This is a genomic window from Ectothiorhodospira shaposhnikovii (genome assembly GCF_047222355.1).
Lineage (GTDB): Bacteria > Pseudomonadota > Gammaproteobacteria > Ectothiorhodospirales > Ectothiorhodospiraceae > Ectothiorhodospira.
Window position 1 is genome coordinate 1,779,369 of the sequence record NZ_CP178333.1, and the last position, 24,867, is coordinate 1,804,235.

The 24,867-nt window shown below is 60.9% G+C and carries 23 protein-coding genes; 5 read left to right on the forward strand and 18 right to left on the reverse strand.

Features of this window, described 5'->3' with window-relative positions; translation table 11 throughout:
- Nucleotides 1-110 precede the first annotated feature (110 nt).
- The gene (locus ACLF6L_RS08140) at nt 111-1,349 is read right to left on the reverse strand and encodes an FprA family A-type flavoprotein (protein ID WP_412851379.1); all 1,239 of its coding nucleotides are present in this window, start codon (nt 1,347-1,349) and stop codon (nt 111-113) included.
- Between the two features lie 258 nt (nt 1,350-1,607).
- On the opposite strand from ACLF6L_RS08140, the gene ppk2 reads away from it, so the two are divergent.
- Complete coding sequence (gene ppk2 / locus ACLF6L_RS08145) at nt 1,608-2,837, forward strand: polyphosphate kinase 2 (protein ID WP_412851380.1); 1,230 nt, start codon at nt 1,608-1,610, stop codon at nt 2,835-2,837.
- A gap of 271 nt (nt 2,838-3,108) precedes the next feature.
- Entirely contained in the window at nt 3,109-5,358 is a 2,250-nt protein-coding gene (locus tag ACLF6L_RS08150) for a S8 family serine peptidase (RefSeq protein ID WP_412851381.1), read from the forward strand.
- Nucleotides 5,359-5,426: 68 nt separating this feature from the next.
- Here ACLF6L_RS08150 and ACLF6L_RS08155 read toward each other — a convergent pair whose 3' ends face one another.
- Nucleotides 5,427-6,986, reverse strand: coding sequence for an ATP-binding protein (locus tag ACLF6L_RS08155; RefSeq protein WP_412851382.1), 1,560 nt, complete (start codon nt 6,984-6,986; stop codon nt 5,427-5,429).
- 196 nt (nt 6,987-7,182) lie between these two features.
- Between ACLF6L_RS08155 and ACLF6L_RS08160 the strand changes: the two genes are divergently transcribed.
- On the forward strand, nt 7,183-7,410 hold the full coding sequence (locus ACLF6L_RS08160; RefSeq protein ID WP_412851383.1) for a hypothetical protein: 228 nt from the start codon (nt 7,183-7,185) through the stop codon (nt 7,408-7,410).
- 266 nt (nt 7,411-7,676) lie between these two features.
- Here ACLF6L_RS08160 and ACLF6L_RS08165 read toward each other — a convergent pair whose 3' ends face one another.
- Nucleotides 7,677-8,624 (reverse strand): Rpn family recombination-promoting nuclease/putative transposase, encoded by a 948-nt coding sequence (locus ACLF6L_RS08165; protein ID WP_412851384.1) that lies wholly within the window; start codon nt 8,622-8,624, stop codon nt 7,677-7,679.
- A gap of 340 nt (nt 8,625-8,964) precedes the next feature.
- On the opposite strand from ACLF6L_RS08165, the gene ACLF6L_RS08170 reads away from it, so the two are divergent.
- Nucleotides 8,965-9,252, forward strand: coding sequence for a DUF4351 domain-containing protein (locus ACLF6L_RS08170; protein ID WP_412851385.1), 288 nt, complete (start codon nt 8,965-8,967; stop codon nt 9,250-9,252).
- Nucleotides 9,253-9,299: 47 nt separating this feature from the next.
- Here the strand turns inward: ACLF6L_RS08170 and ACLF6L_RS08175 are convergent, their stop codons facing one another.
- The 14 genes from ACLF6L_RS08175 to ACLF6L_RS08240 form a co-directional block, all read right to left on the reverse strand.
- Nucleotides 9,300-10,154 (reverse strand): Rpn family recombination-promoting nuclease/putative transposase, encoded by an 855-nt coding sequence (locus ACLF6L_RS08175; protein ID WP_412851386.1) that lies wholly within the window; start codon nt 10,152-10,154, stop codon nt 9,300-9,302.
- A 110-nt stretch (nt 10,155-10,264) separates the two neighbouring features.
- Nucleotides 10,265-11,119, reverse strand: coding sequence for an Rpn family recombination-promoting nuclease/putative transposase (locus ACLF6L_RS08180; protein ID WP_412851387.1), 855 nt, complete (start codon nt 11,117-11,119; stop codon nt 10,265-10,267).
- A 110-nt stretch (nt 11,120-11,229) separates the two neighbouring features.
- On the reverse strand, nt 11,230-12,084 hold the full coding sequence (locus ACLF6L_RS08185; protein WP_412851387.1) for an Rpn family recombination-promoting nuclease/putative transposase: 855 nt from the start codon (nt 12,082-12,084) through the stop codon (nt 11,230-11,232).
- A 111-nt stretch (nt 12,085-12,195) separates the two neighbouring features.
- Nucleotides 12,196-12,645 carry a VanZ family protein gene (locus tag ACLF6L_RS08190; protein ID WP_412851388.1) on the reverse strand — a complete coding sequence of 150 codons (450 nt, stop codon included), beginning with the start codon at nt 12,643-12,645 and terminating at the stop codon, nt 12,196-12,198.
- A gap of 52 nt (nt 12,646-12,697) precedes the next feature.
- On the reverse strand, nt 12,698-13,480 hold the full coding sequence (locus ACLF6L_RS08195) for a YdcF family protein (protein ID WP_412851389.1): 783 nt from the start codon (nt 13,478-13,480) through the stop codon (nt 12,698-12,700).
- Nucleotides 13,481-13,494: 14 nt separating this feature from the next.
- Nucleotides 13,495-14,637, reverse strand: coding sequence for a glycosyltransferase family 4 protein (locus tag ACLF6L_RS08200; protein ID WP_412851390.1), 1,143 nt, complete (start codon nt 14,635-14,637; stop codon nt 13,495-13,497).
- Nucleotides 14,638-14,738: 101 nt separating this feature from the next.
- Nucleotides 14,739-15,707, reverse strand: coding sequence for a GDP-L-fucose synthase (gene fcl, locus ACLF6L_RS08205; RefSeq protein WP_412851391.1), 969 nt, complete (start codon nt 15,705-15,707; stop codon nt 14,739-14,741).
- 4 nt (nt 15,708-15,711) lie between these two features.
- Nucleotides 15,712-16,863, reverse strand: coding sequence for a GDP-mannose 4,6-dehydratase (gmd, locus tag ACLF6L_RS08210; protein WP_412851392.1), 1,152 nt, complete (start codon nt 16,861-16,863; stop codon nt 15,712-15,714).
- Nucleotides 16,864-16,904: 41 nt separating this feature from the next.
- Nucleotides 16,905-17,801, reverse strand: coding sequence for a glycosyltransferase family 2 protein (locus tag ACLF6L_RS08215; RefSeq protein ID WP_412851393.1), 897 nt, complete (start codon nt 17,799-17,801; stop codon nt 16,905-16,907).
- A gap of 60 nt (nt 17,802-17,861) precedes the next feature.
- Nucleotides 17,862-18,440, reverse strand: coding sequence for a class I SAM-dependent methyltransferase (locus ACLF6L_RS08220; RefSeq protein WP_412851394.1), 579 nt, complete (start codon nt 18,438-18,440; stop codon nt 17,862-17,864).
- Nucleotides 18,433-19,035, reverse strand: coding sequence for a putative colanic acid biosynthesis acetyltransferase (locus ACLF6L_RS08225; protein WP_412851395.1), 603 nt, complete (start codon nt 19,033-19,035; stop codon nt 18,433-18,435). The genes ACLF6L_RS08220 and ACLF6L_RS08225 overlap by 8 nt, the downstream gene beginning before the upstream one ends.
- Before the next feature lie 48 nt (nt 19,036-19,083).
- Nucleotides 19,084-19,839: a class I SAM-dependent methyltransferase gene (locus tag ACLF6L_RS08230; protein ID WP_412851396.1), complete on the reverse strand. Its 756-nt coding sequence runs from the start codon at nt 19,837-19,839 to the stop codon at nt 19,084-19,086.
- A 28-nt stretch (nt 19,840-19,867) separates the two neighbouring features.
- Nucleotides 19,868-21,037, reverse strand: a complete 1,170-nt coding sequence (locus tag ACLF6L_RS08235; protein WP_412851397.1) for a glycosyltransferase — start codon at nt 21,035-21,037, stop codon at nt 19,868-19,870.
- Nucleotides 21,034-22,221 (reverse strand): glycosyltransferase family 4 protein, encoded by a 1,188-nt coding sequence (locus ACLF6L_RS08240; protein WP_412851398.1) that lies wholly within the window; start codon nt 22,219-22,221, stop codon nt 21,034-21,036. Before ACLF6L_RS08240 ends, ACLF6L_RS08235 begins: the two co-directional genes overlap by 4 nt.
- A gap of 129 nt (nt 22,222-22,350) precedes the next feature.
- Here ACLF6L_RS08240 and tnpC point away from each other — a divergent pair, with 129 nt between their 5' ends.
- The gene (tnpC, locus tag ACLF6L_RS08245) at nt 22,351-23,721 is read left to right on the forward strand and encodes an IS66 family transposase (RefSeq protein ID WP_412851399.1); all 1,371 of its coding nucleotides are present in this window, start codon (nt 22,351-22,353) and stop codon (nt 23,719-23,721) included.
- A 47-nt stretch (nt 23,722-23,768) separates the two neighbouring features.
- Here tnpC and ACLF6L_RS08250 read toward each other — a convergent pair whose 3' ends face one another.
- Nucleotides 23,769-24,866 carry a glycosyltransferase gene (locus ACLF6L_RS08250; protein WP_412851400.1) on the reverse strand — a complete coding sequence of 366 codons (1,098 nt, stop codon included), beginning with the start codon at nt 24,864-24,866 and terminating at the stop codon, nt 23,769-23,771.
- Nucleotide 24,867 lies beyond the last annotated feature (1 nt).

Here is a 24,867-nt window from a genome sequence, read left to right on the forward strand (position 1 = left end):
ACCGTATCGCAGCGAATGAATGGTCCATTCTGAAACCAAAAAAAACCCGGCAGCATGCACTGCCGGGCAAGGTACTGCCCCTTACACACCCGAATCGGACGACACGCCGGTCAGGCCGCCTGTCGACGTGCCTCCTTCAACTTCAGCCCCATGGATCGACCATACTCACGGCAGGCCGCCAGGGCGGCCTCATCCGGGGCAAATCGCACAAACACCCCCCCCCCCTGCATCTTCAGCTTCAACTGCTCCAGACTGGACGGAATGATCCTGGCCGCCTCTCCGCTCCAGCCATAGGAACCAAAGGCACCGCAGAGCTTGCCCTTGTCCCGCACCGGATTGATCACCGCAAACAGCTTGTATACCGGCAACAGGATGTTCTGGTTGATGGTGGGACAGCCCACCACCACCGCCTGGCAGCGGGCCATGTGCTCTTCCATCTCGCCCAGGGCCATCGTCTCGATATCCGCCACCTGCACCTGGAACTCACCGGCACTACCGAGCCCCTCGGCGATGGCCCGGGCCATGGCTTCCGTATTGTGGTGGGCCGACACATAGGGCACGAACACATAATCCTGATACGGATACTGCAATGCCCGGCGCGCGTGAACCTCGGTCAGATCCACCCACTTGCGCCAGTCGGACATCAGCAACGGCCCATGCCCCGGAAGTATCCCCCGCACATCCAGTCCCCGCACCTGCTCGATGGCCTTGAGCATGAAACGGGAAAACGGCTTGAGGATGACGTCAAAGTAATACTGGAAGGCTTCGCTGAAATCCCCCACCCGGTCATCGAGCATGGCCGCATGGGCATAATGGCAACCGAAGGAATCACAGGAAAACAGCAACCCATCCTCCCGCAGGTAGGTGTACATGGTGTCCGGCCAGTGCAGATGGGGCGCGGCCACGAACTGCAGGGTCTTGTTGCCCAGATCCAGCGTGTCGCCGCCCTTCACCACCTGGTGGGGGAAATCACGCCCCAGGAACTCACGCAGATACCCGATCCCCAGCCGGCTGGCCACCACCGTGGCATTGGGGGCCAGCTCCAGCAGACGGTCCAGACAGCCGCTGTGATCCGGTTCGGTATGGTTGAAGACAATGTAATCGATCAGCGCCGGGTCGATGACCTGACGGATCTTCTCCACATAAACATCGAAAAAGTCCGCCTTGACCGCGTCCACCAGCACCTTCTTGTCCGCATTGATCAGATACGCGTTGTAGGTCGTGCCATGTTCCGTGGTCATGACCACATCGAAGGTGACGATGTCATGATCCAGCACACCGACCCAGTGGACATCGGGACACACCTCAATGCCGGCACGATCCTGCCGCTCTTCACACGCTGTTCTCATCCCACCTTCCTTATTCAGGCTTTGCCAACCCGCCATCATAGCAGCCGGAAGACAAAATTTAGACTTACCCTAAATCATTCCCGATACGCCCGACGGAAAAACCTTCCAGAGCGGATCATGACCGCTCAGGATCTGGCCATCCCCTCCGGAGTGGAGGATTTCCCGTCTGAAACCCGCCCTTCGCTGCCTACACTGGGCACAGACATCCAGCCTGTGCCGTCTCGGCAGGGGCGCTTTCCAGGCGCAAAGAGGAGAACCATGGCCAGCACTCCCGACCCGAAGCCCAAAGCACGCAGAACTCAAGGCAAGAAAACCGTCGCCCGTGGGAAATCCACTCCCCCCCGCTCATCCAGCATCGACAGCGGCGACATCTCCCCGGATCTCAGCCAGCGCGGCATCCAGCAGTTCGAAGCCCGGGAATCCACCCAGGGCGCCCAGTTCAAATTGGAGTCGGTGCTGCTGGATCTGGGCCGCAAGGGCAAAAAACGTAAGCAGCACACCTCGGAACCCAAGGAACTGGAACGCCTGGCCACCGGTCTGACGGCCATCGTGGACGGTGCCGCGCCCGACGATCTGGCCTTGCTGCGACGTGCCCTCTGGCATCACGAACGAAGCCAGGGGGCGCCGCCGGGCAGCGGCGGTGACGACGCCCTGGCCAGCAACTGGCGCGAAGGCGGTTACCCCTATCGAAACCGACTACGCCGCAAGAGCTATGAAAAGCAGAAATACGACCTGCAGGTGGAACTGCTCAAGCTCCAGCACTGGGTCAAGGAAACCGGCAGTCGCGTGATCATCCTGTTTGAAGGCCGCGATGCCGCCGGCAAGGGCGGCACCATCAAACGCTTCATGGAGCACCTCAATCCCCGCGGTGCCCGCGTGGTGGCCCTGGAAAAGCCCACTGACATCGAGGCCGGTCAGTGGTACTTCCAGCGCTACATCCAGCACCTGCCCACCCGGGGCGAGATCGTCCTGTTCGACCGTTCCTGGTACAACCGGGCCGGAGTGGAGCGAGTGATGGGCTTTTGCAGCGACGAGGAATACAACGAATTCATCCGCCAGGTACCGGAATTCGAGCGCAATCTGGTGCGCTCGGGCATCCACCTGATCAAGTTCTGGTTCTCGGTCAGCCGGGAAGAACAGCGCCGGCGGTTCAAGGAACGGGAAGTCCATCCCCTGAAGCAATGGAAGCTCAGCCCCGTGGACCGCGCCTCCCTGGACAAGTGGGATGACTACACCCGGGCCAAGGAAGCCATGTTCTTCTACACCGACACGGCGGAATCCCCCTGGATCGTGGTCAAGTCCGACTGCAAGAAGCGGGCGCGGCTCAACGCCATGCGTCATGTCCTGCACCATCTCCCCTATCAAAACAAGGACGTCAAGCGCCTGGGCCTGGTCGACCCCCTCATCGTCGGCCGCGCCAGCATCAGCGACGACATCGAAGACCGAGACACCATCGACATGGTGAAAAGGATCTGGCAAGGCGCCTGACCCGCAATACCCCACCCCTCATCCCCAGCCCTTCTCCCCCTCGGGGGAGAAGGGCGCGTCTGTCGCTGACTTGGTTCTTTCAGCCTAAAACCCGACCATTCCGATCAGCGGAACAATTCCCCTCCCGAATGGAAAACACACCATTTCGGATTTGATTTAACTTGACTCCTGCCTGACGCGCAAAAAACCGATACCCGGTCACGCCGTCAGGCCGGACAGGCACGTCCGTCCCAAGCCACTCGCAACCCGCGACACCGCTCAAGGCACGGTCATGACCCTCGTCCGCCCTCGCCCCATCCATCGGGATGCCGTCCGCATCACACTCATCGCCTTGCTGATACCGCCACTGCTAACGGCCTGCGGTGGTGGCGGCGGCAAAAACGTCCGCCCCGACCCGAACCAGGGCAGCGGCAGCCCCACACCGGTACAGCAGAACGACAGCGCCCCACCCGCCACCCGACTCAACGAAGGAGAAGTCCTCGTCGCCGTCGCCGACACCGGCCTGCGTCACACTCACCAGGAACTCACCGATCGGATCCTCCATCGCTACGATGCCGTACAGAACCACACAGGACACAACGGCTCGGACACCACCACCGCCGACCAGGATCAGTCCCGGGTACTTCCCATCAACCCCCACGGCACCGCTGTCGCCGGCATCATCGCCGGGCATCGCACCGGCAACGCCCCGATGGCCCGACTCATGGACATCCGGATCTCGAACACCGAGGACGGCAACACCACCCGCAACATCATCCTCCACGGCCTGGAACATGCCGCCACCCGGCAGGCAGGCGTCTTCAACCTCAGTTACAACGCCAACCTCACCCATGTGCCCAACCGGGAAAATGCCATCCGCCAGGCCGCGGACAACGACGTGATCCTGGTGGAAAGCGCCGGCAACAGCAGTACTTCGGTCCAACCCCTGCAGGCCGGCTCCGCGATCTACCACCAGTACCTCATCGTCGGCGCCCTCAATGCCGCCCGCAACGATCGCGCCGACTTCAGCAATCACCCCGGAGACCATGCCGCAACCCAGGCACGCTACCTGCTGGCCCCCGGCGAACGCATCCGTACCGCCCACAGCAGCACCGACCAGGCCTATACCCAGTTCACCGGCACCTCGGCCGCCGCCCCGGCCGTGTCCGCGGCCGCCGCCACCCTGCGCGCCCACTGGCCGCATCTGGATGCCGCCACCCTCACCCAGCACCTGCTGGACACGGCCGACCGGCACTTCAGCCCCCTCTACGGTGACCCCCGCTGCGGCACCAGCGGCACCGTGGACTGCGGTTTCTATCACTATGGACAGGGTCGCCTGGACCTGGACACCGCCCTGGCCCCCAAGGGAGAGCTACAGCTTGCCATGGGCACCCGGGTGGACGCCGCCGAAGGCCGCTCAACTCCTGGCCAGACCCACCTGCAACTGCCGGCCGCCTTCGGCGACGCCCGCCTGCCGCCCCGGGCACTGTCGCAAGTGGCCGGGTTCGACGCCCTGGGTCGCGACTACCTGATGGATCTCTCTCCCGGTCTGCGCACACCCGTCGACCCCTATCGCACACTGCACCGACGCCTCCAGCAGAGCATTGGCTCTGCAGAGCGTACCCTGGTCCGACACCACACCCACGACGGTAGCCTGCATGCCCGAGCCGACTACGATGCCGACGGTCTGCCGGTCAACATGCAACTGACCTGGAACGGACCTCACGGCGGAATCACCGGCTACCAGTTCACCGCCGGCAACCCGACCCCCGGCCACCCGGCCGAACACATGCCCCTGCTGGCCTACAGCGGCGGTACCTACTGGCTTGTTGAAGACGAGACCCTCACCGGCCTGAGCGGCCATTACCGCCTGAGCGAGCGCATCACCCTGAGTGCCGACTACGGCTGGTCCGGCGACGCAACCCAGCTCAACCCTCACGGCGCCCTGCAGCGTCTGGACACCCGTCTGGCCCTGCAACTGCACAACCGCCTCACCTGGCATCTGGGCAGCGCCCGGGTCACCGAACAGGATCGTCTCATGGGCAGCACCGGCAGCGGCGCCCTGCACACCCGTGGCACCCACGTCACCCACTTCCTCTACAGCCGCATCGAAGCCGATTTCACCCCACAACTGAGTCTGTTCGCCGAATTCGAGCAGGGCCGGGGGGACCGCAGCCACCCACATGGCCTGATACACCGTCTGGAAGGCATGACCCTGCGCCAGGCGGCGGTGGGTCTGACACTGCGTCGGGAAGATACCCAATGGGTGCTGATGTACCACGAACCGCTACGGGTACATCAGGCCCGAGCCCACCTGCGCATCCCCGGTGGGCGCACCATGGACGGTCGGATCCTGTTTGACGACCTCACTGCGGATCTCACCCCCGACGGCCGTCAGCGCAACCTGGAACTGGGCCTACGCCATCCTCTTAGCGCCCACAGCACCCTCCAGGCCCACCTCGTCCACATCCGCGAACCCGGCCACCGCACCGACGCCCCCTCCGACACCCTGGGAGCAATCAGCTACCAGCGCAGATATTGAAACTGCGCCACGAGTGCCCACTCCCACAGTGCTTCCGGGTGATGGGGTTGCTGCATCGTGCCGTTCCCTCATCCCCGGCCCACCTCAAACGCCACGATCTGTCGCTTTTCCCGGGAAAACTCCACGCCGATCAGGTGAATGGGTTTGCCGGAGGCGCGGTACTTGTCGGCATAGCCCTTGGCCTTGATCTGCTCCAGGGCCTTGCCCTCGGGGAGTTGCTCCACTACCTTGAATTCGAACAGGTAGATGTGGCCGCCGAAGTCGACGGTCATGTCCACCTTGCCGTGGTGGCTGGCGTCTTCCACCGTGACCTGGACCCCAAGCGCGGCGAAGTGGCTGTAGAAGACGCTGGCGTAGTGGCCTTCGTACCGGGCAATCGGGTTGTTGCGGTACCAATCGTGAGGCAGGCCGGCATAAAGGGCCTTGAGGTGAGTCTCCAGGCCCGCCAGGTCGTGCTGCTGCAAGTGCTTGAACAGGGTGCGGCGTTCACGTGGGCCGTTCTCGACGCCCAATGATGGGAGTAGCGCATGGTTCAGGCTGGTTTCCACCTCGTGGTTGGGAAAGCCCAGGGTGTACTGGCGGTAACCCAGCATGGGCTCCTTGATCTGCTTGATCGTCAGGTAGCCGGCCTGAAAGAGCAGCGCGTCGGTACTGATGTCGTCAACGTCAAACTGGCTGAGCAGCTCGTACTCCGTTTCCCACTGGTCCAGCGATGGCGTGAAGACCCCGCGCTGCTTGAGCAGATTGACCAGGAAGGTCGGCGTGGCGCTCTCGAACCAGTAGGGGCCGAACTCGCGTTTCTGGAGCAGTAGCAGCACATCGAAGGGGTTGTAGACCGATGCGACCTCGGGGCCGCCCCAGCGGTAGCCGTTGTACCACTGGCGGATGGCCTCGCGGTCCAGGCCGGGCAGTTCCGGGGAGAATACCGTGTCGATGTCCTCATCGGTATAGCCGCAAATCGTGCTGTAGGGCGCGTCCAGAGTGATGTCGTTGAGGTTGTTCAGCCCCGAGAACAGGCTGACCTTGCTGAACTTGGAGACCCCGGTGATCAGCACCAGATGCAGATGGGGATCGGCGTCCTTGAGCACGCTGTAGAGGTTCTTGAGGCCCTCGCGCAGCTCCCGGGCACGCTCCGGTTCCAGGATGTTGTCCAGGATGGGCTTGTCGTATTCATCGATCAGCACCACTGCCCGTCGACCATGGTGCTGGTGGGTCTGGTGGATAAGCTCGCGAAAGCGGCCGGCAATGGAGGTGTTGCGCAGGGAAACGCCCAACGCCTCGGCCTGGGCATTGAGCAGTTCATGGATGTGGATGTCCAGAGCCTCGCGGCTGGTCAGCACGCCATCGCCAAAACTCAGGCGAATCGCCGGGTGGGTCTGCTGCCAGTCCCAGCGGTCGTGGATGTAGAGTCCGTCGAACAGCGCCTGGTGACCTTCAAACAGGCAGCGCAGGGTGTCCAGCAGCAGGCTTTTACCGAAGCGGCGGGGGCGGGAGAGGAAGTAGTAGCCGCCGATCTTCGCCATGGACTCGATCAGGGGGGTCTTGTCGACGTAGTAGTAGTGGCCCTTGCGCAGTTTTTCAAAGGACTGGATGCCGATGGGGAGTGTGAGGCGCTGATGGTTGGCCATGCCTGGCCCTCCGGGAATAAGTTTTATGCCGGTGGCAGTTTATCATCGCCCAAGAGAGCCAGAGCCCCTCTCCCGCTGGGGGGGGGAAGAAGGGAGTCAACGTGGGCTGTCCCGGCCTGACCGCCGACTTCACGCACTGCCTCCATCCCTCTCTGATCGGCTACCCTATGGGCCCACCCACCCCGATACCCAGAGCATGGGCAACACCCTCCCCGGACCCCACGACACCCTGTTCATGGCCCTGCTCGAAGATCCCGAACGGGCCGGTGCCCTGCTGCGCGAGAGCCTTCCCAAGGCCCTCACCGACAAGATGGCCGGTGATCCCCGGCAGATATTGATTTACATCGTCCGGGTCCACACAATGAATTCAAGCAAGGGGTGGCCCTCAAGGGCGTTCAGCAAGGCGAGGCTCAGACCTTACTGAGGCTCATTGAGCGCAAATTTGGCCCCCAGGCCAGGATGCACTGCCAACAGCGTGTCCAGCAGGCTGATGAGACTCAATTACTCCAGTGGATCGACAACATCCTCACCGCTGAAAGCCTCGAAGACATCTTCCAGAACGATTCCTCCCTGCAGTAACCTGTGCTGCTGCTTAAGCCCTTCTCCCCGGCGGGGAGAGGGGAGCAGGCTTGGAGAAAAGGGGTCCGTCCCCTTTTTGGTCGCGGGCGGGGTCCAGCCCACGCCCGATGATCAGTGGGATTGATCCGACTGCAGCGCCTTCACTTCGGCCAGGGACAGGCCCGTCGATTGGGCAACCTGCTCGTCGGTGAGCACGCCCAGCTTGAGCAGGTTGATGGCCGTTTCACGAGCATTCTCCTGCCGACCCTCCTGCCGGCCCTCCAGCCTCCCCTTCTGCCTTTCCTTCTCAGCCCAAGTCTCAAGATTCTCAGCAAGCATCGCCTTGTCCTCCACCAAACTGTTGATCCGGTCCAGCTCTATATCTGCCTCCAGGCGCTTGAGGTGACGCTTCAGCCAACGGGTGATCACCTTGTCCAGACGCGCCTTCTCGGGATGGGCCTGGATGCTCGCCACCAGACGGTCCACCGCCATCTGCAGAGCCTGCAGATCCTTCGACGCATTCTCCACGCCAAAGACACCGCTTAAGGGCGTATCGCGCTGAGCCAACTCCTCGTCGCTAAACCGGGATTCATCCACCAGATAATAGCGCAGGTGCGGCTGATAGACCCGCAGGAATCCCGGCGGTTCCGGCCTGACCATCTGGTAGATGTCTTCCCGGGCAGTCCACCGTTTTGAGCCGTTGTAGAGCACCACCGGAAAGATCGGCGGCATACCCTTTCTTGCCGTGGTCACCTTGGTCTTGATCAGATGATCGTAGAAACAGGCCACATAATGCAGCATCCGGATCGGCAGGCGGTGGTCCACCGTGGACTGAAACTCCAACAACAAATACACGAACACCTGCTGCCTGATGCCATCCCAGGTCACCTCCACCGACCAGACCTTGTCCTCGAATTTTTCGTTGAACAGCGGCGTGATGTAGTTCCCGCTGTGGTCCTTGAGGGTGGAAAAATCCATCATCGCCGACACCTCCGGCGGTGCAAAACCCTCAATGAGCTGCTGAACAAGCTCAGGATAGCTGAACAGCTCCTTGTAACCGCTATCGTGGTGGTTGGCCATTACCGATCCTGGATGAGGAGAAGGGAGCCAGTAGTGTGCCATATTGCAGCGCAGTGGCCAGTCCCCTTGGAAACCGGCCTACCGGCGATGCGCTGCCTCCATCTTTCTATGATCGGCTACCCTATAGACCTACCCACCCCGACACCCAGGCCATGGGCAACACCCTCCCCAACCCCCACGACACCCTGTTCAAGGCCCTGCTCGAAGATCCCGAACGGGCCGGTGCCCTGCTGCGCGAGAGCCTTCCCAAGATCCTCACCGACAAGATGGCCGGTGATCCCCGGCAGATATTGATTTACATCGTCCGGGTCCACACAATGAATTCAAGCAAGGGGTGGCCATGGCCAAACCCCATCTCGTGGAGGCACTCACCATGTCGCTGGCTCAGGAATGGATGGATCGCGGCGAAGCCAAGGGGCTCCAGAAAGGCATTCAGCAAGGCCTTCAACAGGGCGAGGCTCAGATCCTGCTGCGTCAGATCGAGCGCAAATTTGGCCCCCAGGCCAGGATGCACTGCCAACAGCGCGTCCAGCAGGCTGATGAGGCTCAATTACTCCAGTGGATCGACAACATCCTCACCGCTGAACACCTCGAAGACATCTTCCAGGACGATTCCTCCCTGCAGTAACCTGCTCCACGGACCTGGCCCACAAAAAGGGGACAGACCCCTTTTGCTCAGTGCAGCGCCTTCACTTCTGCCAGGGACAGGCCCGTCGATTGGGCGATCTGCTCGTCGGTGAGCACGCCCAGCTTGAGCAGGTTGATGGCCGTCAAGCGCTGCCCCTTCTGCAGGCCAATCTCTTCACCCTCCTGCCGACCCTCCCGCCGAGCTTCATTCAGCAGCGACACCTCATCACGCAGCGCACGCTCCCGCACAAATGCCAGCCGCTGCGCTTCCTCGTCGGCACTCAGTTCCCGGATGCGGCTCATGGCCCGCTTGACCGGCTCGTGGGCAACCTTGGCCATGATCAATTCCTCCCGCCAATGCTTGAAAAAGGTGATCCAGTCATGCAACGGACCTTCCGGTACGCCAAGACGATCCGCCTTGTTCAGTTCGATCAGGTTCATCTGCAGGATGTTCCCCAGCGACACCTCCGGCTGGCGCTCATCCCGCATCTCGAACCGCCATACCGCCTGCTGGCGCTCAGCCTCGCCGGCCGTGAACAGGTCGAAGTCCAGCAGATGAATCCCCACCGAGGCACGCAACTCCTGATAGTCCTCCCCCGCGTTCAACTGGGTGCCCAGGGTGCGGGCCAGGTAGAACAGCCCCCGCTTGTGCCACGCACCATAGCGGCGAACCTGTATCTCCACATTGTAGCAGTGGCCCTGACCATCGCGAGCCAGCACATCCAGGATGATGTACTTGCCGGTGAGCTCACTGGGGTCGATGCTGGGATTGAGCACCTGAACGCTGGCAATGTTCGGAAGATCCGGGCGCAGATCATTGATCAGATCCACTAGCAGGTCCGGGGCCTCGGCGAACAGCCGCTTGAACACATAATCGTTGGTGGGGTCGAGGAGATCATTCATGGGGGTTGGGATGTTGGGTTTGGCCGGTAGTGTGCCATATCCCACCTCGTCACGATCCGGGGGTTGGTTATCCCTGGCTGCTGCACAAAAAGGGGTCTGTCCCCTTTTGCTCAGTGCAGCGCCTTTACTTCTGCCAGGGACAGGCCCGTCGATTGGGCGATCTGCTCGTCGGTGAGCACGCCCAGCTTGAGCAGGTTGATGGCCGTTTCACGGGCATTTTCATGTCGGCCGTCCTGCCGACCCTTCTGCTCACCCTCCCGCCGGGCTTCATTCAGCAGCGACACCTCATCACGCAGCGCACGCTCCCGCACAAATGCCAGCCGCTGCGCTTCCTCGTCGGCACTCAGTTCCCGGATGCGGCTCATGGCCCGCTTGACCGGCTCGTGGGCAACCTTGGCCATGATCAATTCCTCCCGCCAATGCTTGAAAAAGGTGATCCAGTCATGCAACGGACCTTCCGGTACGCCAAGACGATCCGCCTTGTTCAGTTCGATCAGGTTCATCTGCAGGATGTTCCCCAGCGACACCTCTGGCTGGCGCTCATCCCGCATCTCGAACCGCCATACCGCCTGCTGGCGCTCAGCCTCGCCGGCCGTGAACAGGTCAAAGTCCAGCAGATGAATCCCCACCGAGGCACGCAACTCCTGATAGTCCTCCCCCGCGTTCAACTGGGTGCCCAGGGTGCGGGCCAGGTAGAACAGCCCCCGCTTGTGCCACGCACCATAGCGGCGAACCTGTATCTCCACATTGTAGCAGTGCCCCTGACCATCGCGAGCCAGCACATCCAGGATGATGTACTTGCCGGTGAGTTCACTGGGCTCGATGCTGGGATTGAGCACCTGCACGCTGGCAATGTTCGGAAGATCCGGGCGCAGATCATTGATCAGATCCACTAGCAGGTCCGGGGCCTCGGCGAACAGCCGCTTGAACACATAATCGTTGGTGGGGTCGAGGAGATCATTCATGGGGGTTGGGATGTTGGGTTTGGCCGGTAGTGTGCCATATCCCACCTCGTCACGATCCGGGGGTTGGTTATCCCTGGCTGCTGCACAAAAAGGGGTCTGTCCCCTTTTGCTCAGTGCAGCGCCTTTACTTCTGCCAGGGACAGGCCCGTCGATTGGGCGATCTGCTCGTCGGTGAGCACGCCCAGCTTGAGCAGGTTGATGGCCGTTTCACGGGCATTTTCATGTCGGCCGTCCTGCCGACCCTTCTGCTCACCCTCCCGCCGGGCTTCATTCAGCAGCGACACCTCATCACGCAGCGCACGCTCCCGCACAAATGCCAGCCGCTGCGCTTCCTCGTCGGCACTCAGTTCCCGGATGCGGCTCATGGCCCGCTTGACCGGCTCGTGGGCAACCTTGGCCATGATCAATTCCTCCCGCCAATGCTTGAAAAAGGTGATCCAGTCATGCAACGGACCTTCCGGTACGCCAAGACGATCCGCCTTGTTCAGTTCGATCAGGTTCATCTGCAGGATGTTCCCCAGCGACACCTCTGGCTGGCGCTCATCCCGCATCTCGAACCGCCATACCGCCTGCTGGCGCTCAGCCTCGCCGGCCGTGAACAGGTCAAAGTCCAGCAGATGAATCCCCACCGAGGCACGCAACTCCTGATAGTCCTCCCCCGCGTTCAACTGGGTGCCCAGGGTGCGGGCCAGGTAGAACAGCCCCCGCTTGTGCCACGCACCATAGCGGCGAACCTGTATCTCCACATTGTAGCAGTGCCCCTGACCATCGCGAGCCAGCACATCCAGGATGATGTACTTGCCGGTGAGTTCACTGGGCTCGATGCTGGGATTGAGCACCTGCACGCTGGCAATGTTCGGAAGATCCGGGCGCAGATCATTGATCAGATCCACTAGCAGGTCCGGGGCCTCGGCGAACAGCCGCTTGAACACATAATCGTTGGTGGGGTCGAGGAGATCATTCATGGGGGTTGGGATGTTGGGTTTGGCCGGTAGTGTGCCATATCCCACCTCGTCACGATCCGGGGGTTGGTTATCCCTGGCTGCTGGAACCAGAAAAGGGGTCTGTCCCCATTTTTACGACCTGCGCGGCGTGAACCACAACAGCACGAACCCGATCCCCACCCCCAGCAGATTGATGCCCACATCCGTCAACGACGCATAACGCCCGTCCACCAGCAACTGCAAACCCTCAGTCCCGAACGACAGCGTCACCAACAGACCCAACAACACCCCCACCCCCAGATCCGCCCGCCACCAGCACAGCCAGGCCGACACCAGCGCGAACAGGATCAGGTGGGCCCATGCACTGGTCTGCTGGGTGACCAGATCCGGCTCCTGGGACCAGGGCCACCAACTGGACACCACCCCTGCCCACTCACGGATCACCTCCGGCGGCAGGGTCATTCCCGCCAACAGCAACGCCATCGCCGTCAGAAAACCCAAACGCCAGAACCACGGCATCGGCCGGGCCAGATACCAGGTAGCCAGCAGCACACTCGTACAGATCACCCACACCAAAAGCATCACCTGATTATCCACCACCAACCTTCAGACAAGGGGACCAAAAAAGGGGTCTCTACCCTTTCCACTCCGCCCAGCCGCGCCACCGATACACCCACAAGCCCAAATACTCCTTCAATGCCCGGGTGCTGTCCGCCAGGGCCTGGGCGTCCGGGAGCCAGCGCAGGGGATCTGCGGGCACGGGCTCCACCTCGAAATCCGTGGGTGCCGGCCAAGCCTCCACGCCGGCGGCGCGGAACGTGGCCAGGGCGCGCTCCATGTGCAAGGCCGATGTGACCAGCAACACCCGCTCCAGGCCCCTGTCCTCCAGCAACTGCGCCGTGTACACCGCATTCCCGCGCGTGGTGGCACTGTCGGTTTCCAGCAACACCGCCGACGCCGGCACGCCCAGGTCCACCAGAAACTCCCGCATGGCGTGGGCCTCCACCCGCTCACGCTCCCGCCATGGCACCGAACCACCGGACACGATCACCCACGGCGCCCGATCCGCATGATACAACCGGGCACCATGCCACACCCGGTCCGCCGCCGGGCCCAGGTTGGGATAAGGCCACTGGGGCGGACCCACGTTGATGCCCCCGCCCAGCACCACCACCGCGTCCGCCTCCGGCAACGCGTGTGCCGGCACATACTCGAACCGCGACTCCAGCGACGCCCGCAGCGCGTCTGATGCCACCGGCATGGACCACAACCACACCCAGGCCAACCCCAGACACAACACCCCTGCCCCGGTGCGTCGCCAGCGGATCAGCCACAGCAGCAGCGCCAGCAGGGCCAACAAAAACAAAAGGCCCAGCGGATAAGCCAGCTGGGCCAGGAGTTTGTCCAAGTACAACATTGTCTTACCTCCACTCACAACACCCCCACCCACGCCTCCACCGCCAACCGCCGGTCAAACCGCGACTCCAACACAGCCCGCGCATTGCGCCCCCAGGCGGCGCACAAATCAGCATCATCCGCCAACCGCGCGATCCACGCCGCCAACCCAGCACCATCCCCGGTGGCCACCGCCTCACCGCACCCGGCCTCACGCAGCACACGCGGGATCTCCCCCTCCACATCCCCCACAAACAACGTGGGCCGACCCGCCGCTGCAATGCCATAAAACTTGCTCGGCACGATCAACCCCTCCAATGCCGGGTTCAGCGACACCAGATGCACATCCGCCACCCCCAGGCTCTCACTCAAACGCTCCCGCGGCTGATACGGCTCAAATCGCACATTTTCCAACCCCCGCGCTCGGGCCGCCTCCTCCACCGCCTCGCGCTGCGCGCCACCGCCGATGAACAGAAACACCACCGACTCACGCCCACCCAGCCGCTCGGCCGCATCCAGAAACGTATCAAACTCATGGGCACGGCCCAGATTGCCCGAATAGCCCACCACAAACCGGTCCGCCAACCCCCACGCCTCACGCAACGGATTCTCCCCCCGGGCCAGCGGCACAATGGCCTCACCATCCGCCCAGTTGGGAATCACCGCCACCCGGGACGCCTCCACCCCCGCCGCCCGCACCCGGGCCGCCATGTGCTCACCCAGCACCACATTGGTGTCCGCCGCCCGCAAACCGGCATTGCGCCAGGCCGTGAGCAGCCGCAACACCGGCCCCCGCGCCACCCGCACCCCCAAGGCCGACGCCACCTCCGGGAACAGATCCTGCAGCCAGTTCACCAACCGCGCCCCACGCAAACGGGCCACCGGCGCCGCCATCACCGACACCATCGGCGGATCCGTCTTCGCCACCACCACCGCATCCCGCCCCGCCCGGCGCCATAGCCGCCACGCCGCCGTCACATAAAAACTCACATAATCCACCGCCCGACCCGGCAAACTGCGCCGACCAAACCGGCTCGACCACACCCGAAACACCGACACCCCGGCCACCTGCTCAAAAGGCGCCAGCGCCGCGTCGGGATCGTCATAGCGCAGACGACTGGTGATCACCTCCACCGCCATCCCCCTGGCCGCCAGATCCTGCGCCAGATCAGAAAGCATCTGACTGGTCGCGGAATGGTCCGGCCAAAAAAACCGATTCACAAAAATCACCCGACGTCCCGTCATGCCCCCTCCCCTGCCATCACCACCCACACCCTCGCTCAGTCACGCACCTGGGCCAGGTGCTCCACATACCAGCCATAGGCATGCCGCAACCCCTCCTCCAGCCCGATCCGCGCCGTCCACCCCAGCGCCGCCAGCCGCGACACATCCAGCAACTTGCGCGGCGCGCCATCCGGCTTGCTGCTGTCGAACACCAGCCGCCCCGCAAACCCCGTCACCCGGGCCACCGTCTCGGCCAGCTCGCGAATGCTGCAATCCACCCCGGTGCCCACATTGATATGCGACAACATCGGCTGAGTGTGGGCCGCATAGGTTTCCCCCGGCAGACCCATCACATGCACACAGGCCGCCGCCATGTCATCCACATGCAGGAACTCCCGCCGGGGCGTACCGCTGCCCCAGATCACCACCTCATCATCCCCACTCTGCACCGCCTGGTGAAAACGCCGCAGCAGCGCCGGGATCACATGACTGTTCTCCGGATGAAAGTTATCGCCGGGGCCATACAGATTGGTGGGCATCACACTTCGGTAATCGCGGCCATACTGGCGGTTGTAACTCTCGCACAGCTTGATCCCGGCGATCTTCGCCACCGCATAAGGCTCATTGGTGGGCTCCAGCGCCCCGGTGAGCAGCGCCTCTTCCCGCATCGGCTGCTCCGCCAGGCGGGGATAAATGCACGACGATCCCAGAAACAGCAGCTTCTGCACCCCATGCCGGTGGGCGGCCTGGATCAGGTTCGCCTCGATCATCAGATTCTGATAGATGAACTCCGCCGGATAGGTGTTGTTGGCATGAATGCCCCCCACCCTGGCCGCCGCCACATACACCTCATCCACCGCATGACGGGCAAAAAAGGCCTGCACCGCCGCCTGATCCAGCAGATCCAGCTCGTCCCGGGAAGCAGTGAGAATATTCCCATGCCCCAGGGCCTGGAGCCGGCGCACAAGGGCCGACCCCACCATCCCCCGATGACCGGCCACGAAAATGGTTGCATCACGCGCCATCGCATCAGTTCTCCACCGCCACCGGCACATCGTGCCCATTGGCTTTCAGGAAGGCATGACGCCGGGCCGCCTTCAGATCCTCGGCCACCATCTCGGCGCACATCTCCTGCACCGTGATCTCCGGCACCCAGCCCAGCTTCTCCCGCGCCCGGGAAGGATCACCCAGCAAGGTCTCCACCTCGGTGGGACGAAAATACCGGGGATCCACCCGCACCAGTACATCCCCCACCCGGACCGCCGGCGCATCCTCCCCCTGCACCGAATCCACCACCGCGTGCTCATCCACCCCACGGCCCTCAAAGCGCAGACCAATGCCCAGCTCCTGCGCCGACCAGCGAATGAAATCCCGCACCGAATACTGCACCCCGGTGGCAATCACGAAATCCTCCGGGGCCTCCTGCTGCAGCATCATCCACTGCATGCGCACGTAGTCCCGGGCATGGCCCCAGTCCCGCAGGGCATCCAGATTGCCCATATACAGGCACGGCTCCAGCCCCTGGGCAATATTGGCCAGCCCGCGGGTGATCTTGCGCGTGACAAAGGTCTCGCCGCGACGGGGGGACTCATGGTTGAACAGGATGCCGTTGCAGGCATACATGCCGTAGGCCTCGCGATAGTTCACCACAATCCAGTAGGCATACAACTTGGCCACCGCATAGGGGCTGCGCGGATAGAACGGCGTGGTCTCCTTCTGTGGCACCTCCTGCACCAGGCCGTACAGCTCCGAGGTGGAAGCCTGATAAAACCGGGTTTTCTTCTCCAGCCCCAGAAACCGGATGGCCTCCAGCAGCCGCAACGTGCCCAGGGCATCCACATCCGCCGTGTACTCCGGAGACTCAAAGCTCACCGCCACATGGCTCTGGGCCGCCAGGTTATACACCTCATCCGGCTGCACCTCCTGGAGAATGCGGGTGAGATTCGATGAATCGGTCATATCCCCATAGTGCAGCACGAAGTTCTGCCGCTCCACATGGGGATCCTGATAGATATGGTCCACCCGCTGGGTATTGAACAAGGACGCACGCCGCTTGATACCGTGAACCTCATAGCCCTTCTCCAGCAGAAACTCCGCCAGATAGGAACCATCCTGACCGGTCACGCCGGTGATCAATGCCCTTTTTGCCACAACACGCTCCTGAATAAAAAGGGGCGCCATTCATGCTCCAAAGAACATGAATGGCGCCCCGGTTCGATGCATCACACCTTCACACCCAGCACTTCGACAATCGCGGTACGAACATCCACACCATGATCACCCATATACCGCTTCACCTCAGCCACCTTCGCATCCACCAGATACCGATACCAGAACCCCTGCAGCACATGAAAACTCGCCCCGGCCCGGCCATCCAGAAAACCCAGCCTCAACACATAGCGATACACAAAATAAGCCAACGCCCTCGCCCCACCCGGCAATCGGGCATACACCGACTCCTTCAACCACCGCTTCATGCCCGCCTGGGACCGACTGCCCAACGATGCCACTGAATCATGGGGCATAAAACCATACTCCAGGTTCAGCAGATCCACCGCCTCCCGGCAGGCATAACGATTATGCTTGTCCGTCCACCAAGTCAGCGAATTGAGATTGTCGTCAATCAACTCACCCTTGAAATCGACCGTCGGCCCTGCCACCTTGATATGCTCATCCATCCAACGGTTTTCGCACTCCCCCCGTCCGTAGCGAAACAACCGCAACACCCGGATGGGAAACACCCCGCCATATTGAATCATACGACCCTGAAAGGTCATGCGCCGACCGCATACCACACCATCGATATCGTCACCCAGTGAAGGCAGATGCTCACGAATTTCTGCCGCAAGCTCAGGGGTGAGGTATTCATCCGCGTCGATACGCAACACCCAGTCCGTATCGGGCTCCAATTGCGTCAATGCCCAATTGAACTGATTGGCATAGTTCACCCAGGACTTTTGTATCACCCGCGCACCCTGTGCCTCCGCCATGGCCAATGTTTCATCCGTGGAAAAGCAGTCGGCTACCATCACCTCATCTACTACACCACGCAGACTATCCAGACAGCGTGGGAGATGACGGGATTCATTGAGGGTAAGTATGATGGCGACGAGTTTCATAGATGGTTCAGGGCTTCTTCGCTATTGCAATCATTGATTTGGCCAGTGCCGGAACACGCCCTACCCGCTCAAATTGAATATCCTCAAAACCGGCTTCCATGAGAAGATGTCGAAGCGTTGGAATCGACCAGAATTTAATGTGCCCATGATCCCAGAGCGCAGTGAAATGCGCGTCCATCTTTCCGCTGAGTGCCAGCGCGAGGTTCTTCCAGTACCCATGATAGGGAGTGGATAGAATGGCCGTGCCCCCCCCGCCAGCAGATCGAACACGGTGCGCGCATAATCACGTGGCGCGTAGACATGCTCAACCACCTCCAGGCTCAGCACCACCGGGAACTGGCCGTACTGGCCCACGAGGTCGTCATACGCCGAACCCGTCGCAAGCTTCAGCTCCGGATAGGCCGCCTGCGCCTGCGCAATGCCCTCAGTGGACGGATCGACCCCGGTGACATCCCAGCCCAATTGAGTCAGCGCATTCGCCACACTGCCGTTACCGCAACCCAGTTCAAAGAGGCGGCGTTCGGTGGGCGGCATGTCAAGCGAACCCAGCAACCGCCGCACGGCCGGAAGCAGGATATCGTGGGACGTGTTTAGGCCCGAGTCCGTATAGCGGTAACCGCTAATCTCTGTATCATTCATCGACCGCGCTCTCTCTGCCCATTGCTTTGCCCCCCGCATTGGCGCCCTGCATGACTCTCGCCTTGATGACCCTGGCTGGATTTCCGCCCACGACTTGCCAAGGCCCCACATCCTTCACAACCACCGCCGCAGCACCTACGATGGCGCCCTCGCCCACTTTCCGACCAGGCCCGACGAAGGCATCCGCGCATACCCACGCCTGCGGTCCAATTTCGATTGGCAGGCGCAACAGTGGTAGCGTCGGATCGCGGTGATCGTGGGTTCCGGCGCAGAGATGAGCACGATGCGAGATGGTAGCGCGATCACCGATTGTCACCGGGCCAAGGTTGTACACGAGCGCCCATTCGCCAATGCTGGCCTCTTCGCCCAAAGTCAGGTTCCAGGGGAGGTAGATACGTGCACTGGGGTAGACATGAGCACCCGCCCCAATCTGCGCTCCGAACAGCCTCAGCAGCATGCGCCGCCAGCCGAAGAGCGGGCGCGGACTGAAATGGAACAGCGGCATGGCCAAGGCCCAAAGGATCCGCCCCACATACTCGCGCCGCGAATAGGGCCGCGCCGATCGGCAGGCATCAATATCAAGCACCTCACGCACTGGGAATAATCCCACGCGGAGCAAACCAATGGAGCAGGGTCAGATCGCTCATTCTGCGGACGCCATCGGCTTTCGGGCAAACACGAACAAGCACGTTCGCAATGGGGACGGCGTAAGCGAATGCACCACCCTGCCAAACGCATATGCCAGGGATGAGAAGCCCAGATAGGACGGCTCGGCTTCGTAACCGTAGGCGATGCCTTCGAGCCCCGCCTTGCGCAGCGCTCGCCGCAGCGCCCACACGGTGTTCACCCGGTAGCGCGTCGGAAAGACATCGAAGGCTTCCCGATCTTCCTGAACGCGCCTCAGCACCTGTACATGACGCCGGTTCGGAATGAGGCTCGCGAACAGGCCAACATAGCCAATCCGGTTGCTGGTACGCGCGCAGAAAACGCCGCCAGGCTTCAACACCCGAAACACCTCCGAAAAATATTCGGTTGGCTGGTCGATATGTTCCAAGACGAAGTCCGACACAATGAGGTCGACGCTGGAATCGGCAAGTGGCCACTCGCCAGAATCTAGAAGGTGGAACTCATCAAGCCCTGGATTGGATGCCGCATCGGGATCGACATCGAACCCGATGACACGCGCACACCGCCCGCGAAGGCTCCTAAGCTCTCGGCGCCAAGGTACCGCGTCATCTTGTAGCCCAGATCCGCGACCACAACCGACATCCAGCACCACACTTTCTGGTGTCATCAACGCCTGAACACGACTGTAGAAGGCCACTGTGCCATCGACATCACTGAAACCACCGAAGCGTGCCTCGGGGTAATGGCGGTGTAGCAATTGATCGCCTTTCATGATCTTCCCTTCAGGTTTCTGGTAGAGCTCAATCCAGAACTACACATGACGGCTGATCCCCTCGACCCAGAACCCACCGATACATATCGCACATTTCCGAAGCCACGACCGACCATGTAAACCGCTCCTCGACCAATTGCCGACCCCGCTCGCCCATCTGCTTCCGCGCCTCATCGCTCAGCCCGAACAACATCGTTAACCCGCCACGGATGGACTCACTATCCGGATCCACCGGCACAGCCGCACCGGCAACGAAGCCCTCGGGGAGGTTGCACTGCGGTGTCATGATCACAGGAAGACGGTAGGCCCAGGCTTCCAGCACGGCCATGGGCAACCCCTCGCTGAATGAAGAAAGCACAAACGCATCGGCCCGCCTCAGGCTGGCATCCTTCTGCTCGCCGAACTGTGGCCCGACGAACCGCACCGTATTGATAATACCCAGCGATGCCACCAACCCCTCCAGCTCGGCGCGGTGATCGTTCTGGTCCCATCCGGCAATCACCAATATCCATGGTGCAGCGCCAAGCCGGTTCTGCAGCGCCCAAGCTTTCAGGAGGTTGGGCAAACCCTTTTTGGGATGCAGACGCCCCAGGAAAAGCAGCACCCTTGCGCCATCCGGCAAATCCGCTGCCCACTCAGGGCAAGCTGGCTCACTGGGCAGTTCGGGAAGATCCACCCCGTTGGGGATCACTGCAATCGGATTCTTGAGTCCGTAATTGCGAAATGCCACCGCTTCTGCATCGCAGAGTGCGTGCAGGCAGGCGGCATCCCGGAGATGCCGGTTTTCATACAGCGCACCGGCCAACTGCTTCTTCCACCTGGAATTCCGGACCGCCCATGGGTCCAGCATGCCATGGGGCGAAACAACCCAGGGTTTACGGGCAGACCTACCCCAGCCCCGCGCGGCCACGGACGGGTACATCCAGAGGCCATGGGTGTGAACGAGATCCAGTTGCCCGTTTAACAGGTGTTTCGAGAGACCCGGCATATACCCAAAGGCGGCGGGACCAGACCTTTCCAGCAGATGGAGCGGTATCTGCCCCCAGTGCGTTCGGTCCTCCTCGGAGTGAAGGTCACGCCCCGCGAACACCTCCATGTGGCAACCTGCCTGGCACAGCCGATGGGCAAGCGAACTCATGGCCCAGAACAGACCCCCGGCCTGCCGCGAGGCAGAAGCCGTCAATAGACCGATTCTCATCGATGCGCCAGTGCCCGTAACATGGCACGATCCAACCAGTTCGCCTTTCTTCCACCACCCTTGAGCGCTGCCTGAACCGCCGCCTCAAGACCCGATGCAAAGGTTTCCGGTGACCAGCGATCGATGATTTCGAGACTGGCCCGCCCCATGCCCGCCCGGTCCCAATCAGGCCCGGCCATTCTTGCCATCAGGCTGGCCAAAGACTCTACGTCATAGGGGTCGAAAGTAAACCCGTTCACTCCGTTCTCCACGAGATCCGGCGCACAACCACACCTCTCTGAGACCAGTACCGGCAATCCTGAAGCCATGGCCTCATTGACCACCAATCCCCATTGCTCAGTGGTGCTGGGATGAATGAAACAGGCGGCGTTTTGATACCATGCGGGTAGCTCGCCATAACCGGCGAACCCCGGCAATACCAGCGATTCACCCAGCCCTAATTTGTCTCGCTCCGCCTCAATCTCCGCGCGCAGCTTGCCATCACCCAAGAGCACCAACGGCCAGGCTTGATCTCCTGCCATTGAGCGGTATTTGGCGAACGCCTGAAGCAAACGAACGTGGTTCTTCTTTGGCTCGAAGCGTGCAGCTGCTACAAAATAGGGGCTCTCCGGTGCCAACACAGGATGACTCGATCCCGATAGTTGATTTGATGCGGGGCTGAAATGCGCGTTATCGACCACATCGTAACCAACAAACACCACCTCTGGTGACATACCCAGTTCTACAAGGTATTCGCGGCCCGTCGTACCTGCGGTGAAAGCTGAATCTGCCAGACTCACGAGCCTGCCCTTGAACCATTCCAAGATTTTTCTACGTCTCAGATCGAATCGATTACTATCGCTGAAAAGTACCACACGACAGTTGTTTTCAAGTGCCCATTGAAGGCTCGCAATGCTACCTCCCATGGACCAACCATTGATGCAAATCACGTCAGGGGAAAGACGATCCAGTTTTTTTTTGATGGCGTGACAACGTTTCAATCCCGACGCCTGCTGCCATGTTTTTCCCGGGAAAAGTGTTACTCTCTCAACTCCACACGACTCGGTAGCCGATAGGGCATCAAAACTGGCGTCCTGATTCGCGATCTCAACCATGATCGGTTGCATGGAAGAATGCTGTACAAATACCCGCCATCGCGCCAGATGATAGTGTGACGCATTGATCAGTATCCAGGCGACCTTCATGAACTGCCCCTTCCTAAAAGATATCGTAACTGTTCAGGCTCCCTGCCCGCAGTCTGCCCATTTTTCCCACGATAGGCTATCTTGTCCTGTATGAAGCTCCAGCGTCCTACACAAGCGGAACTCGACGGCATGACCCATGCGCAGAAGGATGCGCTGATCATGCAGTTGTTCGATGCCTTGGAGATGCTGAGTGCCCGGTTGGCGGCCCTGGAGGCGAAGGTCGAGAGGAACAGCCGCAACTCCAGCAAGCCGCCATCCTCGGATGGCCTGCGCAAAGGTCCGGCGCAGCCGCGGCAAAAGGGCCAAAGAGCCAGTGGCGGCCAAAAAGGCCACAAAGGCGCTACCCGGCAGATGGTGGATAACCCCGATGCGGTGGAGGAGCTGCTGCCCCGGGGTCGCTGCGCGTGTGGTTGCGAACTGGGAGTCTTGCCGGCCACGATGAAGGAACGTCGCCAGCAGATTGAAATTCCCGAACCCCGGTCCATTTGTACCGAATTCCGCCGGATGCAGGTGGTGTGCGGCTGTGGCCGCCGTCATCTGGGTGAGTTTCCGGCGGGGGTAACGCCCAACGTGAGCTATGGTCCGCGCCTGAAGGCCTATGCGATTGGCCTGAACCAGGGGCATTTTGTCGCCTTGCAGCGTACCCGTCAGATTCTGGGAGACCAGTATGGCGTGGCGCCGTCTGCAGGGACGTTGCAGAACTGGATTCTGGGGATGGCCGATGGACTGGAGGCGACCTATCAGGCGGCCGGTGAGCAGATTCGTCGGGCCGCCGTGGCCCATTTCGATGAGAGTGGGTTGCGGGTGCAGGGTCGGCTGCACTGGCTCCACGTCGCGGCTACGACCGATGCGGTGTACTACACGGCCCACACCAAGCGGGGGCATGAGGCCATGAATGAGGCCGGTATCCTTCCCCATTTCAAAGGGGTGGCGGTGCATGATCACTGGGCTCCCTACTGGCGCTACAAGGACTGCGCGCATGTTCTGTGCAATGCCCATCATCTTCGAGAATTGAACTACAGCGATGAACTCACCGGCCATCTTTGGCCGCGACGGCTCCGAGAGTCGCTGATCCAGGCCAACGACGCCGTGACACAGGCCAAGGCAAAAGGCCTGACCCGCTTGCCAAGCGACCAGGTCGAGGCCTTTCTCAAGGCCTACGACGAGCAGGTGGCCGAGGGATTGGCGGCCAAGCCGGTCAAAGTGCCTGATGATGGCAGCCAGCGCCGTATCAAGCAGCATCCCGCCACCAACCTGCTCGTGAGGCTGCGTGACTTTCGCGAGTCCATCTGGCGCTTCCTGACTGATTGGCGAATCCCCTTCACCAACAACCTCGCCGAGCGGATGGTGCGCCCCATCAAGGTGAAGCTGAAAGTCATCGGCGGCTTCCGGGCCATGGGGGGCACTCGGGCTTTCTGCATCATTCGCTCGGTATGGGAAACCAGCAAGCTACGCGGACAGAACCCCTTTGAAGTCCTCCGGCTGGCTGCGACAGCCTGAACAGCTACAAGATATCCAGAAAAACCCAACTCGTGCCCTTACAGCCTTTATGACTCCAAGAGCATTTCCATCGTGGCAGCATGTCTCTCCAAATCACCGTACTCCGCCACTCTAGCTCTCCCACGCTTTGCTAATGCGTCGTGATAATCGGGATTAGAAAGTAAGTTGACTACCGACTGCGCCAAACCATGAATATCGTGTTCCCGAAAAATAATCGCCTCGTCATGAGAGCGAAACAACTCGGGTAACCCACCATGAATAACCGATGCCACGACCGGTACACCACAAGCCGCCGCTTCGGCGGGCGTCCTTCCAAGCGCATCAAAATCCGTATTGAAAAGCATAACATCCAAGGAACTATAAAAATTATTCAGATCCGCCTGCCAACCCGTAAAAATGACCCGCTGATCGATACCCAGATCCCGGGCTAAACCCAATAAGCCATCTTTTTCTGGCCCGTCCCCCGCAATCAGGAAAACAGTGTCAGGCTGATGAATCAATATCTCCGAAGCCACATAGAGAAAAACATCGAAACGTTTTCTTGGAATCAGCCAACCGGCGTTTCCCACTACTTTTGTGCCTGGAAAAATTCCAAGACTAGCGCGCGCCCGAGCCTTTTCATCAGCACGGGGCACCCTCCCAACCTCAAACGGATTCGGCACCACGTATGAGACTTTCTCGAGATTTGGGGAGATGCTAAGCGCTTCATCACGAATGAGAGCTGACGCGAAGGTGATATGGCTAAAGATCTTGGTCGCAAAGCCATAGAATAATTTCCAGCGCCGGTAGTCTCCTGGCCTTTCAAAATGGTGATAATGAATCGCCAGAACCCGCCGTATCGGCATCAAACGTGCCAAAACGAGCATCGCTGTGATATTGTGCCCCGTCATCAGTACCGCGTCAGGAGGGGGAGTGGAAAACGCTCGCCTCATTGCAGGCATCGACTGCCATCCAAACCGACCTCTATATTCCAAACCCAGGCTTGGGATACCTTCCTCTTCGAGTCGAGGAGAGAGCCCACCCAAGGGATTCAAGGAGACCAGCCGAATGGAGTGACCCCTTATTTTTAGCCCTCTCAAAAGCAATAAGTTCGACTGCTCCATACCTCCAAGATTTGTACATTGTATGATATTAAGAATATCCATT

Excerpts from the sequence above, each read along its gene's own strand:
- ppk2 (WP_412851380.1), top strand. The coding sequence starts at position 1,608 with ATGGCCAGCACTCCCGACCCGAAGCCCAAAGCACGCAGAACTCAAGGC.
- ACLF6L_RS08175 (WP_412851386.1), bottom strand. The coding sequence starts at position 10,154 with ATGAATGATCTCCTCGACCCCACCAACGATTATGTGTTCAAGCGGCTG.
- gmd (WP_412851392.1), bottom strand. The coding sequence starts at position 16,863 with ATGGCGCCCCTTTTTATTCAGGAGCGTGTTGTGGCAAAAAGGGCATTG.
- ACLF6L_RS08230 (WP_412851396.1), bottom strand. The coding sequence starts at position 19,839 with ATGAAAGGCGATCAATTGCTACACCGCCATTACCCCGAGGCACGCTTC.
- ACLF6L_RS08165 (WP_412851384.1), bottom strand. The coding sequence starts at position 8,624 with ATGGCCAACCACCACGATAGCGGTTACAAGGAGCTGTTCAGCTATCCT.
- ACLF6L_RS08150 (WP_412851381.1), top strand. The coding sequence starts at position 3,109 with ATGACCCTCGTCCGCCCTCGCCCCATCCATCGGGATGCCGTCCGCATC.
- ACLF6L_RS08140 (WP_412851379.1), bottom strand. The coding sequence starts at position 1,349 with ATGAGAACAGCGTGTGAAGAGCGGCAGGATCGTGCCGGCATTGAGGTG.
- fcl (WP_412851391.1), bottom strand. The coding sequence starts at position 15,707 with ATGGCGCGTGATGCAACCATTTTCGTGGCCGGTCATCGGGGGATGGTG.
- ACLF6L_RS08190 (WP_412851388.1), bottom strand. The coding sequence starts at position 12,645 with ATGCTTTTGGTGTGGGTGATCTGTACGAGTGTGCTGCTGGCTACCTGG.
- ACLF6L_RS08235 (WP_412851397.1), bottom strand. The coding sequence starts at position 21,037 with ATGAGAATCGGTCTATTGACGGCTTCTGCCTCGCGGCAGGCCGGGGGT.
- ACLF6L_RS08220 (WP_412851394.1), bottom strand. The coding sequence starts at position 18,440 with ATGAATGATACAGAGATTAGCGGTTACCGCTATACGGACTCGGGCCTA.
- ACLF6L_RS08170 (WP_412851385.1), top strand. The coding sequence starts at position 8,965 with ATGGCCAAACCCCATCTCGTGGAGGCACTCACCATGTCGCTGGCTCAG.
- ACLF6L_RS08240 (WP_412851398.1), bottom strand. The coding sequence starts at position 22,221 with ATGAAGGTCGCCTGGATACTGATCAATGCGTCACACTATCATCTGGCG.
- ACLF6L_RS08250 (WP_412851400.1), bottom strand. The coding sequence starts at position 24,866 with ATGGATATTCTTAATATCATACAATGTACAAATCTTGGAGGTATGGAG.
- ACLF6L_RS08185 (WP_412851387.1), bottom strand. The coding sequence starts at position 12,084 with ATGAATGATCTCCTCGACCCCACCAACGATTATGTGTTCAAGCGGCTG.
- ACLF6L_RS08180 (WP_412851387.1), bottom strand. The coding sequence starts at position 11,119 with ATGAATGATCTCCTCGACCCCACCAACGATTATGTGTTCAAGCGGCTG.
- ACLF6L_RS08155 (WP_412851382.1), bottom strand. The coding sequence starts at position 6,986 with ATGGCCAACCATCAGCGCCTCACACTCCCCATCGGCATCCAGTCCTTT.
- ACLF6L_RS08200 (WP_412851390.1), bottom strand. The coding sequence starts at position 14,637 with ATGCTTTCTGATCTGGCGCAGGATCTGGCGGCCAGGGGGATGGCGGTG.
- ACLF6L_RS08195 (WP_412851389.1), bottom strand. The coding sequence starts at position 13,480 with ATGTTGTACTTGGACAAACTCCTGGCCCAGCTGGCTTATCCGCTGGGC.
- ACLF6L_RS08160 (WP_412851383.1), top strand. The coding sequence starts at position 7,183 with ATGGGCAACACCCTCCCCGGACCCCACGACACCCTGTTCATGGCCCTG.
- tnpC (WP_412851399.1), top strand. The coding sequence starts at position 22,351 with ATGACCCATGCGCAGAAGGATGCGCTGATCATGCAGTTGTTCGATGCC.
- ACLF6L_RS08215 (WP_412851393.1), bottom strand. The coding sequence starts at position 17,801 with ATGAAACTCGTCGCCATCATACTTACCCTCAATGAATCCCGTCATCTC.